The following is a 16123-nucleotide window of genomic DNA, read 5'->3' as shown; positions in this document are numbered from 1 at the left end:
CCACTGATTGTTAGTTTAACTTACTGCCCCTTAAGAGTGGGATAAATTCTGATTATGTTAGAAAAGCTTGGCTTATCGCGGGGTCTTAATGGCGAAAGCCTTAGCTTTTCTTATACTATCATCCATAAAATTTTATACTTTCTGATAGTTCAAAAAATCACAAGTAACGAGCTATCTCATCTAACAGTTAAAAGAGTACCATTAACGTCAGCTTAGATTCTGTGATTTTCATCACTTCCTGTGAACACTTTGTTACAACAGGTACTTTCTCAAGATAATTTTTCTAGAAAAGAAATATAACCTTACAAAAGAGAAATTTTAAAACTTTACAATCAGTCGGTCTTACCTACGCACCTAAATAACTATATCTATATAACAACAGCGTTATAACCTTCACAAATTATTTCACATGATATAAATTGACTTTATCACAAATAAAACTTTGTATATTTTTACACAACTTTAATTTATAGTATTAATAGGTCAAACATACTCATAAAGGTGGTAAAAAATAGTGGTAAGGAAAATTACTTTGATACTAATGGTCAATATTATTGTCGCTGGGAGTTTCGCTTTTTTTCTTTTTCAAAAAGAAAGAATAACCTTGGCTGACGATCATCACCATATAATGAGAAGTAAATTATTAATTAATGTACCTTTGAGTATCTCTTTTCTAGAAAATAATAGTTTTTATTTGCTAGAAGAAAAAATTATGCAAATTAATGCCCAACAGTATCCGGAGCCAAAGCAATGGGGCGAAAATGTTTCTGGCGTTATACATAGACTACCAACGCAGGAAAAAGTCATAGCATTAACGTTTGATGCATGTGGTGGGGAATGGGGAAGTGACTACGATAAGGAACTAATCAACTTTTTAGTGGACGAAGGAATTCCTGCTACATTATTTATTAATAGTCGGTGGATTAACAATAACTTGGAGGAATTTCTTTATTTGGCAAACCTTAAACAATTTCAAATTGAAAACCACGGGACTAATCATCGACCTTTATCAATTAAAGGTGGAACTGCTTGGGGAATTAATGCAACATCGAGTGTCCATGAGGTGATTGACGAAGTGATCAATAATTATAAAAAAATATACGAACTTACAGGTCTAAAAGTTCGTTATTTCCGTTCTGGTACAGCTTTTTATGATGAAATAGCTGTTCAAATTGTTGAAGATTTGGGGATGAAAGTTGTAAACTATGACATTCTTGGTGATGCTGGAGCTACCTATTCAGCAAACCAAGTCAAAGAAGCCTTACTGTCATCAAAACCCGGATCAATAGCTTTGTTACATATGAATCAGCCTTTAAAGGGAACAACAGAGGGTGTGAAATTAGCCATTCCTTTATTAAAAGAGCAAGGATTTACTTTCGTTACCCTTGATGAAGGATTTAAGCTTAGTGAATAGAAAGAAACATAATCTTCGATTATAATAAGACACCCATTCAACTTATGGGTGTCTTATTTAGTAGTTCACTTAATACGTTCAATAATAGTCGCATTGGCCATTCCATATCCTTCACAAATAGCTGTAAGTCCATACCGCAAGCCACTTCTTTCTAATTCATGGCATAACGTTGTCATCATTCTTGCTCCTGTAGCACCAAGAGGATGTCCTAATGCTATTGCACCACCGTTTACATTTATCTTATCCCTATTAATCCCTAATTCTTTTTCACACACTAAAGGCACAGACGCAAAAGCTTCGTTTATTTCAAATAAGTCAATATCTTTCAAGGTTAACCCTGCTTTTTGTAATACCTTTTTTGTCGCAAAAATTGGACCTGTTAGCATTAAAGTAGGATCTGAACCGACTACGGTTCGAGCTACAATTCGAAATTTTCCTTTCACTCCTAACTGTAAGGCTTTTTCTTTTGACATAATTAAAATTGCTGCTGCACCATCACTGATTTGACTAGCATTACCAGCTGTTATTCTCCCATTCTCTAAAAATGGGGTTTTTAAATTAGATAGTTTGGCTAAAGAAGTGTTATCCCTTGGACCTTCATCCTCAGTTACACGATGTTTTTCACCATTAACTTCAATGTCCAATGGCATCATTTCTTGTTTAAACTTTTCTCTCGCCCTTATTGCTTTTTGGTGACTACTCAATGCAAATTCATCTAATTGTTGACGGCTCAAGTTCCAATTGTCGGCAATTCGTTCAGCTGACAAACCTTGATGTACCATTTCATATTGGTCAGAAAGCCTTTTACTTTCTTTACGACCTTGAAACTGTGAAAACATCGGCACCCTTGACATACTCTCTACACCTGAAGCAATAACGACATCCATGTCGCCACTAAGAATTGCTTGCGCTGCAAAATGAATAGCTTGTTCGCTAGAACCACACTGTCTATCGATCGTTACTCCAGGAACTTCTTTAGGAAAACCAGCGATAAGCGCAGCTATCCTAGCAATATTAGCTGCTTGCTCACTACACTGAGTAACACAGCCACAAATGACATCATCTATTTCTTTCTTACTAATTCCTGCCCTTTTTACAACCTCACTAAGAACAAGAGATAACATTTCATCTGGGCGTATACTACTTAATATCCCATTTCTCCGACCAATTGGTGTTCGTACCGCTTGAACGATGACTGCTTCTCTCACCATTTCACCCCTCCCTACAAGATTTTTCAATTTACAACTTCACCCATGTAACTGTTCTTCGACTCTTTTTTTCGTTTAATCCAGTTAACAAATAAAGCTGAACTTCAATCAGTGGGGGTTTTCCTTCATCCCCCACTGATTGTTAGTTATTCTATATCGGACCTTTAGGGGCAGTTTATCCCCCACCTAAACTTCTCGATTTTCTTAAGTTTTGAGGTGGGGGTCTTACTTGCCCCTTAAGAGTGGGATAAAAATCCTAATATAAGAATTATTAATGCTGATATAGTGACAAAGGTTGAACTATCACTATTTTGACCAGTGATCATTCCTAAATAAAAAAAGAGACTAAACCAAACAAAAGCTGTAAAATAGGAAAGTAGAGCAAACCTTAAATAAGAATGCCGCATCATACCATATAAAAATGGGACAAAATTACGTACACCAGGTATAAAATAGCTAATGATTAAAGAATACACATGATATTTTTTTATTAAATTTGGAAGCTTTACGGAGTGAGGATTTTGATCCAGGCTTTATAGAAAAGTATCTCACAAACCGTTTTCCTACGATTCTACCTAGTAGATAGCTAGTAGTTAAACTAGATATTAACCCTAAATAACCAATAATAATAACTTTCTCTATTTTTAATAAAGGTGTAGTTGACAAATAACCTATTGATGCTACGACCACTTCATTCGGAACTGGTATACCAAGCATTCCTAACCATAACCATAAAAAAACACCAAAATAACCGAGTTCATTTAATAAATTCTTTAAAACATCTATCTCCATTTGGCCATCTACTCCCTATTAGAAAAACTTAACTAATCACAAACCGATTATGATTCGCTTCGTTTTTCTTATAATTGGGACTCTTTAAATTTGTCATTCCAATAATAAATTAGAAGTTCCATTAATATCCATTGTAAATGGTGGATAGGCACATAGTAAATAAAATTGTCTTTTTCTAAATACGTATGCAGTCTTGATCACTAGGATAAGCAATAGAATGCATCACTAGTTACTTTTCGCCAAGGGAAAGTGGTGCATTCTGTAGAAAATGAAGCTACTTTAAGAATCTATACTTTCATAAAAAAATATAATCTAATGAACTTATGAGGTGATAAATCTTGAAAAATAAATCAATTTTTTCGTTAGATACTCCAGCCATGTTACTTGACCTAACTAAACTTGAACAAAACGTAAATGAAATTAGCACCATCGCTAAAACAAACAACATCAAGTGGCGACCGCACATAAAAACTCATAAAAGTATCCAAATTGCTAAAATGCAGATGGCTAAAGGAGCTTGTGGAATAACAGTAGCAAAGCTTGAAGAGGCCGAAATAATGGCTGAAGCAGGAATTACTAATATCTTAATTGCCTACCCTCTTTCTAACTCTCGTAAACTACAACGTCTGCAATCTTTGGCAGAAAAAACAGAAACGACCATTGCTATAGATTCAATTGAGCAAGCTATTCTTGTAAATAAAGCATTTGTAGGAAGAAAGCGACTAGAGGTTTGGATCAAAATAAATTCCGGACTAAACCGTTGTGGTATTGAGGTTGAGGAAGTCGTCGAGTTAGCTACAGCTATTACAAAATTACCTAACCTAACATTAACAGGTATTTTTACACATGCAGGGCATTCTTATGCTGCAAGTTCACTAGAGGAAGTTAAAGCCATTGCTACGGCTGAAGCTAAAGTTGTGTTACAAAGTGCAAAGGCATGTGAAGAAGTAAATATACCTATCAAACATCGTAGCATAGGTTCTACACCGACATTTAAATTTGGTGCAAAAATAAAAGGGATAACAGAAATCCGTCCTGGAAACGCCGCCTTTTTTGATATGTGTCAGGTCGGCTTAGGTGTAACCACTCCATCTCGATGTGCATTAACCATCCTTGCATCAGTCGTTAGTTGTAAGAAGGAACGGATTATTTTTGATACAGGTAGTAAAGCTTTATCACTGGATCAAGGGGCTCATGGAAACAAGAGTGTTGTTGGATATGGTTCGATCATTAATTACCCTGAAGTTACTCTTGCGCGACTATCAGAGGAACACGGTGTCGGTACTCTTTCTAGCAAAACTTCATTAAAACTTACTGATAAAGTTCAAATTATTCCAAACCATTCTTGTGCCGTAGCTAACCTTTTTGATCATTACATTGTGCATCATAACGGATTAATCGTCGATGAATGGTTAGTCGATGCGCGTGGCAAAATGAAATAAAGCTGAACTTCAATCAGTGGGGGTTTTCCTTCATCCCCCACTGATTGTTAGTTCAACTTATACCACAGGCATAAGAATAACTAATCATCAGCTTTCACTGATGAAAGTTATTCTATATCGGACCTTTAGGGGCAGTTTATCCCCCACCTAAACTTCTCGATTTTCTTAAGTTTTGAGGTGGGGGTCTTACTTGCCCCTTAAGAGTGGGATAAAAAAACTTAGCAAACCTAGTCTAAAGAAGCTAGCTATGCCTTAGTTAGCCAACTTTTTCCAATTTACGTCAGTGGAGGTCTCACTGCCCCTTAAGAGTGGGATAAAATACAATCATCTATTACACAAAAATACATTTCTCTACTTACAGTACTTTTATCCATATCTTTCTAAAATGCCTTGCATAGTATGTACTAACCATAATGAAAGGTGGTGAATTACATGAGTTATTACCCACCAGCCCCTAAGCCAATCACTGATTTTACGTTAATTCTAGTTCTGTTCATCTTACTAGTTATCATTGGCGCTGCATTTGTTAAATACTAACTAGGAATGTCGAATAAGAGCGTTCAAATTTCACTTTGAACGCTCTTATTTTTTATTATATTTACTTACTAACCGATGTACCCTATGCAAATAATAATATCGCCAAAAAGTGTACAACTGTACCTGCTAAAACAAAAATGTGCCATACCATATGATGAAAAGGGAACCAACGAAACATATAAAATAAAGCACCGACTGTATATAATAGTCCACCAATAATTAACAAAATAACACCAATATCATGAAAATTCTTCACAAGCGGTTGCCATGCAAAGACAATCAACCAACCCATCAAAATATACAAAAGAGTAGATGTATATAAAAAACGGCGAACAAAAAATACTTTAAAAACAATACCTATTCCAGCAATAGACCAGAGTAAAGCGAGTAATGAATAACCCAATTTGCCACCAATAACATTTACTAAGATCGGGGTATAAGAGCCTGCAATAAACAAATAAATAGAGGAATGGTCAAAAATTTCAAAAAGATTTTTCACCTTACCTTCTGGGAATGCGTGAAGTAATGTGGATGATACATATAATAGTACCATCGTCACTCCGTAAACAGTAAAGCTAATTATACTTGAAACTGCCCCCTCGATAGAAGCAAACACAATCAACAATGTTAATGCAGAAATACTAAATACGATCCCAACCCCATGACTTATGGCGTTTGCAATTTCCTCACCTTTTGAATATCTATGTGTAGTTGCCATGTTTAACTCCTTTCAAACAATATTCTAACTTTTATGTTTACCAAATTTTATAGGTGAATTCGTATTAATATATATATTTTATTATAACATTAAACGATTGGTGAGAAATTTACAAAAATAATTAACCCTCGCGTTTGTTTTTCTTTTATGCATTAAATTTGATTCTCTTTGACTATATTGATATTGTATGTTCATGTGAGAATTATAGGAGGTACGCACTTATGTTATTATTAATAGCTCATCAACTTATTTCAATATTATTTTTAATACTTTTCCCACTGCCAATTATCGCTTTTGTAAAAAGCAGAACGAAACAACAGCTACCAACACCAAAGCTATGGAAAATTCTTGTTATGCTCGCTAACTTAGCTTTATTTGTATCTCTAATTACAGGATTTATTATTTTTCCAGATTACACTTCTTTACGTGTATGGATTTCAGTTATATTAGTGCTAGTAATTGGAGCTTTTCTAGGAATATTCTCTAAACGACTAAAACTATATCAATTAGAAAAAGATATAGAAGCACAACAAAAACATTTAAGAAAGATCTCAACGATTGGGTTCGGTTACATCATTATCACAATAGGTACGTTTTGGTTTATGTCAAATTGGCATAACTTTTAACAAGAAAAGCGCAAGCGCCTTGGTCACGAGCAGCTGCTTTTGCGTAATGTAAAAACTAAAGCTCCATTCACTTATTTGTGTGTGGTGCTTTTTCATTGATGTTCGAAAATATTAACGTAAATGTCGTTCCTTTTCCTTTTTCACTTTCAACTTGAACTAGGCCACCCATAGCCTTAACCACATTGTATACTACGACTGTACCTAGTCCTGTTCCTTTTTCTTTTGTAGAATGATATGGCAATCCCAGTTTTTTGAGCTGTTGGTGAGACATACCGATACCATTATCCTTAATACTAATAATGATTTCACGCTCCAACATTTTAACACTTATGGTAATCTCGCCACCTTCTCCATTTGGAATTGCTTCGATACCATTTTTAACTATGTTCATTAAGCATTGACGAAACTTTTGCTTATCTCCTATTAAGTAACAATCAGAACTTTCTTCAAATATTAATTTAATCTTATTTGTTAATGCAAACGGAGTCATAACTTGAATTAAATATTCTATTTCTTTATTCACATTTATTGAAATAAACATATTCTTCTCAGTTGGATTAGCAAATGTTAAATAATCAGAAATAATTTCTTGCGCTCGATCTAGCTCTTGAAGTGAAAAATCAATATACTCTTCTTTTTTGTTTTGATCCAAATCTCTTTCATACAACAATTGAATAAAACCTCTGGTTACTGTTAACGGATTTTTTACTTCATGAGAAACACTTGCTGCTAGCTCACTAACTACACGGAGTCTTTCTGATTCAGAAAATTCTAGCGCTATTTTCCGATTACGAAGTATATATTCAATCATATAGATAACTAAGAAAAATGTTAGGAATAATACAATTGAATAGTTTAATAGAACACTAAAGTGGTGTTGATCTAATTTACTAGGTATAAGAAAAATGTTAATAGAAAAAGTCATAACTATTAATAAAAGAGTGATACTTGAGGTAAAAGCTAATTTTTTCTTAAAAACATATTGTTTAAATTGAGGACTAAAGAAATAGGTGAGTACTAATAAAATAAATCCTTGGGCAACAGCTAAGTAAAATCCGCTACCTACATCTATGAAATAGCGATAAAAAATCATGATAAGAAACACTGATAAGCCAACAGCTCTTCCACCATATAACGCTCCTAACATAAATGGAATTAAGCGTAAATCATAGTAATGACCATAAATATCACTAAACGGAAATGACATACAAAGTACAGTTCCAACACCTGATATTACGACTAAGATAACTTTCCGGTTTGTGATCTCCATTTTTGAGTTTAAGAAAAAGATAGTATAAATAAACACACATAGTAATATAATCAATACATTTAAAAGCAGAAAATTCATTATCATTAACCCTCACAGTCAGATCCATCCGATGTTTTATTTAATGGATATCTTAATTCAGTAAGAAAATTCGCTTAACTTTTAATTAAGTAAATTTCATAATTACCAAAAGCAAGCTAGATAACTCTTTATCTAGTTATGATCAAACCTACACAATTATATATAATCGCCTAGTAGCAAGAATGACGGAACTTTTATTGTATATTTACTTAGCTTAATGAATTTCATAATTGTTCGCTACTCTGATACTAAATGTTGTTGGAAACGGTCTTCATTCAACAACATTTAGACTTATGTAGCTCCATTTAGGTAATTATGAAATTAACTCAGCTAATATAACTTTTACTATTCGAATTAGATAATGGGATTTCCAAGAAAAAAGTAGTTCCAACACTTTCTCTACTTTTTATTTCTACTTTCCATCCCATTGATTTAATAATACTATAGGCAACCATTATACCAAGACCAGTTCCAGTTTCCTTTGTTGAATAAAATGGTAAACCGAGTAATGAAATTTCTTGCTTCGACATCCCTTCACCAAAGTCTTGAATTGAAAGAATTAACGTTTGGTGCTTTAGTTTTGTATTGACAATCACTTTTCCACCCTCGTTCATTGCCTCAATTGCATTTTTTACAATGTTTACAATACATTGTTGAAACTTTTTGGGATCACCAATGACATAAACTTCCATTATATTTTCTACAGAAAGTTCTACTCCTCGCATAAGCGCATACGGCATCAGCACCTGAAAGACTTTGTCTATTTCCCGAGAAACCTCTATACTTGTTAGTGCGTTCCCATTAGAAGGTTTGGCATATGTTAAATAACCTGTAATAATGGCCTTAGCTCGATCTAGTTCACATAAAGAATAATCTAAATACTCTTTTCTCTTGTCGTAGGTAATTTCATTATCCTTTAACAATTGTAGAAAGCCTTTCGTTACAGTAAGTGGATTGCGTACTTCATGTGAAACACTAGCAGCAAGTTCACTTATAACTCTTAGTTTTTCTATTTCATTTATTTCTTCTTGCATTTTTTGATTTTGTCTAATGTATTCAATAATATGAATGACCAATGAATAAGTTAAAAGCAGAGTAACAGAATGGAAGATTAATATTGATAAGAAATAATAATCTAACGTATGCGGCATGAAAAAGAAATGATTTAAGACATTTACTATCCAACTTACTAACAAGAATGCTAATCCTATTAGATGTTTTTTTCGTATGCTATAACTTTTAAAATTAGGGCTTACAATATGTGTGAAAATCAGTAATAAAAGACCCTGAAAAATTGTTAAATAAAACCCGGTACCGCTACCAATAAGTATGTATTGTGACAGGATAAAAGCAACTAAAAGGACCCCTCCCACATTTCTGCCACCATAAATAGCCCCGATAATAAAAGGGATTACTCTTAAATCATAAAGATAGTCATTGATATTTTCAGCAGGAAATATCATACAGAGCACAATACTAACAATTGCCACGAAGCCGATGAGAGGTTTTTGATATTTATCATGAACCTGTTTATTAAAAACAAAGATATAATATATGAATACTCCTATTAAAATGGTAAGAACATTTAATAGTAAATTAACCAACCAATCACCACCTTTATAAACTTAGTAAATAAGGAAAATATAAGAAAACAAGCATTACTTTTTGATTATATCATTTTACTTTAAAAATACGAGCTCATATTTTAGCTATTACTATAGTTTCATTATAAGATATACAAAACGCCTTCTTCACGTACAATAGTAAATTTCTCCCATTACATAAAGCCCACTTTTTACCTTCATAAAATCAGGTGAAGTAACCTCGTTCAGGTAGGTGTTAAATTAGATAGGTTTCCTACTACAATTATTAATTCCCCCTTTGAAAAAAGCAAACCTTCAATACTAAAAGGTTTGCTTTTTATAATTATTCACCTAAATCAACATTATGGTACACTCGTTGAACATCATCTAAATCTTCTAACGTATCAATAATTTTTTCGAATTTTATTTTCGCATCCTCAGTAAGGGATAGTTCATTTTGCGGAAGCATTGTTTGTTCAGCAACTGTGAACTCAGTAATACCAACACTCTTGAATGCTTCTTGTACGGCATGAAACTGATCTGGTTCTGCATAAATAATTACTGCTTCATCTTCTTGTAAGATATCACGCACTTCTACGTCCGCTTCCAACAGTAATTCAAGAACTTCTTCTTCAGTTTTACCTTCGACCCCAATTACTGCTGTTGCGTCAAACATGTAAGCAACAGATCCATTTACCCCTAAATTTCCACCATTTTTATTAAATGCAGCACGCACTTCAGCTGCAGTACGATTTACGTTATTCGTTAGGGCATCAACAATAACCATTGATCCGTTTGGACCGAAACCTTCATAACGAAGTTCGTCATAAGATTCTTCAGTACCACCTTTCGCTTTTTCAATAGCACGGTCAATAATGGCTTTCGGTACATTATACGTTTTTGCCCGTTCAATAACGAATTTTAGTGCTTGGTTTGATTCTGGATCTGGTTCACCCCGCTTAGCCGTCACATAAATTTCCAATCCGAATTTTGAATAGACACGACTATTATTAGCATCTTTAGATGCTTTTTTTTCTTTAATATTGTTCCACTTACGGCCCATATTGTTCTCACTCTCTTTCAACTTTTTTACTCTAATAATTGCTAAATTCCTTTTCATTATAGAAAAAATTTAAAGACCATTATGAAGCGTGTATTTTGATAGTAAAGATAAACTTATTTCAGATTTTATTATACAGGAAATACAACATTTGTTAAGAGGAGCAGTAAAATTATGTAGTGAACACAGTCTCATGCTGATTAATGGATGATTGAAAATAGAGGAAAAGACTTTTTTGAACAAAGTCTTTTCCTCTATGAATACCATATTTTACCCTAATAAAAAATTAATATTGATAAAGTTAACCTTCAATCATTTAGTGTTTTACTCCCCATTAAGAGTGGGATAAATCCCTAAATTCACTACGAATAATCTAAAGATTAACCTACTTTCGTATCTTTTATAGCTTCTATTTCATCAGCTGTTAATGTTTCCAATAGGTCTATTAGAATAATTAATTTTTCTTCAACTTTTGCAATACCATTTACATATTTTTCATTAATTACACCAAGTAACTCTGGACGACTTTGAATGTCCGATTGCATTAACGTTAAAACTTGAGAAGCATCATCTACAATAAAACCAACTTGATTATCCTCTAAACTACTAATAATAACCTTACTAGTTTCCTTTATTTTTGTATCTATCAAATGAAATTTTTTCTTTAGATTAATAACCGGAATAACATTTCCTCTTAAATTAATAACACCTTCAATATAAGTTGGTGAATTAGGAACCATTGTCATAGTTTGACATTCGGTTATTTCTTTTACGTTCATAATATCAATTCCATATTCACCTTCTTCTAGCTTAAAAACTACATATTGACTATGTAACAACTTTCTCCACTCCTTAGAAATTTAATCTACCCAAAAATCAACCAGGTAGGTGTAACCGAGAATAACTCATTATTATTAACTCACTCAATTGTAGTTTCATCTTAAAATTCTGACTTTGTATTTAAAATTTTTTTATTACTATGATCTTCCTAATTACTAATAAAAGTATATTTTACAGAAAAACAAAGTTCAATATTTATTTTATTTCTAGGATTGTGAGTTTCAACCCTATTTAATCAATGATCTTTTCTTTACACCAGCTGTTTCTGTTACTAGAGACGCTTCAAGTATGGCAGATGAATCTATAGATAAGACCACGTCCTTTAACTTCGGATACATTAATCTATCAGTAATACAATAAATGAGCTGAATTTCATCACCAGTATACCCACCTACTCCTTTAAGGTAAGTGATTGAAATACCTAATTCATCAATTAACTTTTTCCCTACTTCTTCTGGCTTGCTCGAAATAATCATTACTGCTTTACCTTGATTGATTCCGTCTAAAATAAAATCAATAACCTTTGCAACAATGAAAAATACTGCTATTGAGAACATCGCTTTTTCTAAAGTAAAAACAATGGCTGCCATCGAGAGGATAATAGCATTTATGGCTAATAAAAACTTACTTACAGAAACTCCATATTTTTTATTCATCCAAATAGCTATCATTTCAGAGCCATCTATCGCACCACCAGCCGTCACAACCAAACCAATACCAAGTCCTAGTAATAACCCACCGTATAATACAATTAATACTTCAGATGAGGTAATCGCTGGAAAAGGTGCAAAATATATTAATGCTCCTGAAGTTAAGACATTAGCATAAAGTGTACGAAAAACAAATTTTCTCCCCATATACTTACCAGCGATAATCAAAGACGGAATATTTAATAAAATAAAAACAGACCATATTGGGATATTCCATAATGCATTGCTCATAATAGCAATAGCAGTTACACCACCATCTACCATCCCATTCGGGGCTAAGATTAACTCAAGACCTACAGCAACAATGATTGAACCAGCTGTTAATAACAAGTAATCTAAAAATCTTTTCATCGAAACACCTACCTTTTCTCCTATAAATTCACATCAATTTGAGAGCGTATATTTTCTCCTTTTTCAATGCCAATATATTTCATTGTTTCCCCTTTTGAAGAATGGTGAAATAACTTTTGTAAAATTGAAACTGCTACACCACCACAATACGCATGATAGCCAAAAGTTTTCCGTAAAGTATGTGTACCAATTTTGGAATTTATCCCCACTTCTTTAGCTACAGAATTAATAATTCGATATGCTTGTTGCCGAGTAATTGGAGCGGTACCTTTTTTGGATTTAAACACGTAATCATCATCAGACAAGAAAGGAACCGTTTTCACATAATCATACACAGCAGTTTTTACTTGTTCATTTAAATAAACTAGGTTTGTCTCCTTGTCACAGACACTAATATAGTCTTTAACACAATCATTTCTTTCGACGATTTCATGCTTTTTAAGATTTAACAAATCACTTACTTTTAGTCCAGTGTTTATACCTAAAGTAAATAAAAGATAATCTCTTTTCGATCTTTTGAATAAAACTTCTTTAATTTCTTTTATTTTTTTGCGGTCTTTAATGGCCTCAACAAATTCCATATTTGTTAGTCACCTTTCCTCTAATGTTACATAATATAATTATACCATAGTTATAAGTAACGTAAATTCTGAATATACATTATAATAGGAATTATTAGGATAATAAACGACCATTACTCCTTGCTACAAAACAAAAATTCTGAATTTTCGAATTAAGTATGATAAACTTAAGAAAGCGGTGGGATTATGGCAATTATTGTGATTTGTAAAAAATGTCATGGTACCGGTAAAGTTACGAAAGTTTTTTTGAAACTTTTAAAAGTAAAAGTGAATTGTCCTCGTTGTAACGGAAAAGGAAAGAGAGATATTTCTTCCTCAAAACCTAATCACCCTTTTTAATAAAATATAATGATGAAACGTGAGAGGAGACGATTATGCAAGATGTTAAAGATACGATTAAAGAAGTTGTATATGCAATACTCCCTATTACGCTAGTAGTTATCATACTTCAATTTACAATCATCTGGTTACCAATAGAAATGTTTCTACAATTTTTAGTTGGTGTCGTTTTTGTCAGCATTGGTCTAATCCTCTTTCTTCTAGGTGTTCACATCGGTCTTCTACCCGTAGGGAAAATGGTTGGATCAGCCTTGCCAAAAACAAAGAAATTGTGGGTGATTTTATTTTTCGGTTTCCTTCTTGGTTTTGTTGTTACCGTTGCTGAACCCGATGTAAGAGTGTTAGCAACACAAATTGATCTTGTTTCTAATGGAGAAATTTCAAGTAATATTCTTATTTATTCAGTTGCATTAGGCGTAGGTATATTTGTTGCATTAGCAATGCTTCGAATTATTTTCAACATTAAAATTATCCACATTTTAATATTAGGCTATGGAGTAGCCTTTTTATTGGCTGCTTTTACTCCTGACAATTTTATTCCTATTTCTTTCGATGCCGGCGGTGTTACGACCGGGCCAATGACGGTTCCGTTCATTTTAGCATTAGGTGTTGGAGTAGCTTCTGTATTGAAAGGCAAAGCATCTGCAAGTGATAGTTTTGGTCTTGTAGCATTAGCGTCCATAGGACCAATCTTGGCGGTTTTAATCTTAGGAGTGATTTTCGGATGAATATTCAAATATTTAAAGGATTTGGTCATGTTTTGCTAGAAGTTACCTATGCATTATTACCGTTAGTAATCTTGTTTCTTCTTTTTCAACTTTTCTTTTTAAAATTAAATCGAAGAAAATTATTTAACATTGGTAAAGGAATTTTGTTATCTTTTTTAGGTTTAGCTTTCTTTTTACAAGGGGTCCATGTAGGTTTTTTTCCAGTAGGGGAAATGATTGGTGAAAAATTAGGAAGTTTGTCTTTTAATTGGATACTAGTACCAATTGGGTTCATATTTGGTTTTGTAGCAACCTTCGCAGAACCTGCCGTCAGAATTTTAAACCACGAAGTTGAAAAAGTTTCAGGTGGATCTATTTCTCAAAAAGTAATGTTATACACATTGTCAATTGGCGTAGCATTTTCAATTGCTTTATCGATGTTGCGTATTCTGCTTGGAATCCCATTGTGGTATTTTATTATCCCTGGTTACCTTATTGCGCTAATCCTAATGTATTTTTCATCAAAACGCTTTACAGCTATCGCTTTTGATTCAGGAGGAGTAGCAACTGGACCTATGACTGTCACCTTTATTTTAGCAATTGGTGTTGGTGTCGCATCTGAGATTGATGGACGCAACCCTCTTCTTGATGGATTTGGTATGATTGCATTAGTTGCATTATCCCCCATTATCTCTGTTCTCACATTAGGTCTATTATATGAAGGAAAGGGGCGACAACATAATAATGATCACCATAAACAAGGCGCATAAACTTATCATAACAATTGTAAAAAAAGGATGTGCAAAAAAAGTCGTAAAAGCCTCAAAACTTGCCGGTGCTGAAGGTGGTACTGTATTAATTGGATCTGGAACAGGAGTTCACGAAAACAAATCTTTCCTCGGAATTACAATTGCACCTGAAAAAGAAATTATCCTAACTCTTGTTAATAGTCAGATATGCAATAAAGTACTAAGCGCCATTAATGAAGAAGCAAAACTTTGTCATCCAGGGACAGGGCTTGCAATCATGTTATGTCCGAAACAAATAATGGGAATTAATCATCTAATAGGTTTAAATGATACCAATGAACATATGGAGGGGAAATCTCAAGTGGAATCTCAAGCAATTCTTTACGATCTTATTGTTACGATTGTGAATAAAGGCGATGCTGATCTCGTTGTAGATGCTTCAAAAAATGCAGGGGCTGAAGGTGGAACGATCATTTCAGGACGAGGAACAGGAATTCACGAACAAGCAAAGCTATTTAATATACTTATTGAGCCCGAAAAAGATATTGTTCTAACGTTAATTGATCGCACTAAAACCGAACAAGTTTTAGAACAAATTGACATAGAGGCAGGTATTAATCAACCCGGCAAAGGAATTTCATTCGTTCTTCAAGTAGAAAAAACAATAGGTATTAATCATGTCTTAAATAAAATGGTAAATGAGAAATTTAACGATCATGCTTAACTTCATTAATTCATTGACAGAAATAGGAGACAACTTAACTAGTAACGGGTTCAGTTAAGGGATGTAAAATTTAATATAACAGATAAAAAGGCGTTGAAACTGACAATAATTCCCAACGCCTTTTTTGTTGTTAATTTCAACTTGTTTAGAGGGAATATCATTAGTGTTAGCTAGATAATGGTGTTATTTTTTAAGTGGAAATAAATTATGGAAAGAGAAAAATGAAGTCATTTCTTGTGTCAATTTCCTTGCCAAAAGGATATCCAATTACTTAGGGTAAATAATTCAAAATCGAGTAAATGGATTTTCCTTAACAGGAATTGACAATTATAAGTTGAAATAGTAATAGATAAAGTATTGAACTCTAACGAAGCAGAATACATAGTTAATTAAT

General features: G+C 33.2%; 17 protein-coding genes. 7 read left to right on the top strand and 10 right to left on the bottom strand.

Going from position 1 to position 16123, the window contains the following annotated elements:
* Positions 1 to 514 precede the first annotated feature (514 nt).
* A complete protein-coding gene (locus BKP45_RS16950) occupies positions 515 to 1414 on the top strand; it encodes a polysaccharide deacetylase family protein (protein ID WP_245747445.1) in 900 nt (299 codons plus the stop codon).
* A gap of 65 nt (positions 1415 to 1479) precedes the next feature.
* Here BKP45_RS16950 and BKP45_RS16945 read toward each other — a convergent pair whose 3' ends face one another.
* The 3 genes from BKP45_RS16945 to BKP45_RS16940 all read right to left on the bottom strand — a co-directional run bounded on the left by BKP45_RS16945 (position 1480) and on the right by BKP45_RS16940 (position 3414).
* A complete protein-coding gene (locus tag BKP45_RS16945) occupies positions 1480 to 2622 on the bottom strand; it encodes a thiolase family protein (protein WP_071390141.1) in 1143 nt (380 codons plus the stop codon).
* A 236-nt stretch (positions 2623 to 2858) separates the two neighbouring features.
* Complete coding sequence (locus BKP45_RS23600) at positions 2859 to 3098, bottom strand: DedA family protein (protein ID WP_407639595.1); 240 nt, start codon at positions 3096 to 3098, stop codon at positions 2859 to 2861.
* A complete protein-coding gene (locus tag BKP45_RS16940) occupies positions 3079 to 3414 on the bottom strand; it encodes a DedA family protein (protein WP_071389777.1) in 336 nt (111 codons plus the stop codon). The genes BKP45_RS23600 and BKP45_RS16940 overlap by 20 nt, the downstream gene beginning before the upstream one ends.
* Positions 3415 to 3752: 338 nt before the next feature.
* Here BKP45_RS16940 and BKP45_RS16935 point away from each other — a divergent pair, with 338 nt between their 5' ends.
* Together BKP45_RS16935 and BKP45_RS21805 are read left to right on the top strand one after the other, a co-directional pair.
* Positions 3753 to 4856, top strand: coding sequence for an alanine racemase (locus tag BKP45_RS16935; protein ID WP_245747443.1), 1104 nt, complete (start codon positions 3753 to 3755; stop codon positions 4854 to 4856).
* Positions 4857 to 5288: 432 nt separating this feature from the next.
* A complete protein-coding gene (locus BKP45_RS21805) occupies positions 5289 to 5393 on the top strand; it encodes a YjcZ family sporulation protein (protein WP_084787854.1) in 105 nt (34 codons plus the stop codon).
* Positions 5394 to 5475: 82 nt separating this feature from the next.
* Here the strand turns inward: BKP45_RS21805 and trhA are convergent, their stop codons facing one another.
* Positions 5476 to 6111 carry a PAQR family membrane homeostasis protein TrhA gene (gene trhA / locus BKP45_RS16930; RefSeq protein WP_071389776.1) on the bottom strand — a complete coding sequence of 212 codons (636 nt, stop codon included), beginning with the start codon at positions 6109 to 6111 and terminating at the stop codon, positions 5476 to 5478.
* 221 nt (positions 6112 to 6332) lie between these two features.
* Between trhA and BKP45_RS16925 the strand changes: the two genes are divergently transcribed.
* Positions 6333 to 6737: a hypothetical protein gene (locus BKP45_RS16925; protein WP_071389775.1), complete on the top strand. Its 405-nt coding sequence runs from the start codon at positions 6333 to 6335 to the stop codon at positions 6735 to 6737.
* Positions 6738 to 6804: 67 nt separating this feature from the next.
* Here the strand turns inward: BKP45_RS16925 and BKP45_RS16920 are convergent, their stop codons facing one another.
* The 6 genes from BKP45_RS16920 to BKP45_RS16895 form a co-directional block, all read right to left on the bottom strand.
* Positions 6805 to 8085 (bottom strand): ATP-binding protein, encoded by a 1281-nt coding sequence (locus tag BKP45_RS16920; protein WP_071389774.1) that lies wholly within the window; start codon positions 8083 to 8085, stop codon positions 6805 to 6807.
* A gap of 326 nt (positions 8086 to 8411) precedes the next feature.
* Positions 8412 to 9689 carry a sensor histidine kinase gene (locus tag BKP45_RS16915; protein WP_071389773.1) on the bottom strand — a complete coding sequence of 426 codons (1278 nt, stop codon included), beginning with the start codon at positions 9687 to 9689 and terminating at the stop codon, positions 8412 to 8414.
* A gap of 322 nt (positions 9690 to 10011) precedes the next feature.
* The gene (locus BKP45_RS16910) at positions 10012 to 10731 is read right to left on the bottom strand and encodes a YebC/PmpR family DNA-binding transcriptional regulator (protein ID WP_071389772.1); all 720 of its coding nucleotides are present in this window, start codon (positions 10729 to 10731) and stop codon (positions 10012 to 10014) included.
* A gap of 377 nt (positions 10732 to 11108) precedes the next feature.
* The gene (locus BKP45_RS16905) at positions 11109 to 11567 is read right to left on the bottom strand and encodes a chemotaxis protein CheW (RefSeq protein ID WP_084787850.1); all 459 of its coding nucleotides are present in this window, start codon (positions 11565 to 11567) and stop codon (positions 11109 to 11111) included.
* A 228-nt stretch (positions 11568 to 11795) separates the two neighbouring features.
* Positions 11796 to 12629, bottom strand: coding sequence for a YitT family protein (locus BKP45_RS16900; protein ID WP_071389771.1), 834 nt, complete (start codon positions 12627 to 12629; stop codon positions 11796 to 11798).
* A gap of 20 nt (positions 12630 to 12649) precedes the next feature.
* Positions 12650 to 13210 (bottom strand): tyrosine-type recombinase/integrase, encoded by a 561-nt coding sequence (locus BKP45_RS16895; RefSeq protein ID WP_071389770.1) that lies wholly within the window; start codon positions 13208 to 13210, stop codon positions 12650 to 12652.
* A gap of 374 nt (positions 13211 to 13584) precedes the next feature.
* Here BKP45_RS16895 and BKP45_RS16890 point away from each other — a divergent pair, with 374 nt between their 5' ends.
* From BKP45_RS16890 to BKP45_RS16880, 3 genes are read left to right on the top strand one after another with little or no spacing between them, the layout of a single operon-like run.
* Positions 13585 to 14277, top strand: a complete 693-nt coding sequence (locus tag BKP45_RS16890; protein ID WP_071389769.1) for a DUF1538 domain-containing protein — start codon at positions 13585 to 13587, stop codon at positions 14275 to 14277.
* Complete coding sequence (locus BKP45_RS16885) at positions 14274 to 15026, top strand: DUF1538 domain-containing protein (RefSeq protein ID WP_071389768.1); 753 nt, start codon at positions 14274 to 14276, stop codon at positions 15024 to 15026. The genes BKP45_RS16890 and BKP45_RS16885 overlap by 4 nt, the downstream gene beginning before the upstream one ends.
* Positions 15001 to 15729 carry a P-II family nitrogen regulator gene (locus tag BKP45_RS16880; protein WP_071389767.1) on the top strand — a complete coding sequence of 243 codons (729 nt, stop codon included), beginning with the start codon at positions 15001 to 15003 and terminating at the stop codon, positions 15727 to 15729. Before BKP45_RS16885 ends, BKP45_RS16880 begins: the two co-directional genes overlap by 26 nt.
* Positions 15730 to 16123: the final 394 nt, after the last annotated feature.

The organism is Anaerobacillus alkalidiazotrophicus (genome assembly GCF_001866055.1).
This window is presented reverse-complemented; position numbering and strand designations above follow the sequence as displayed.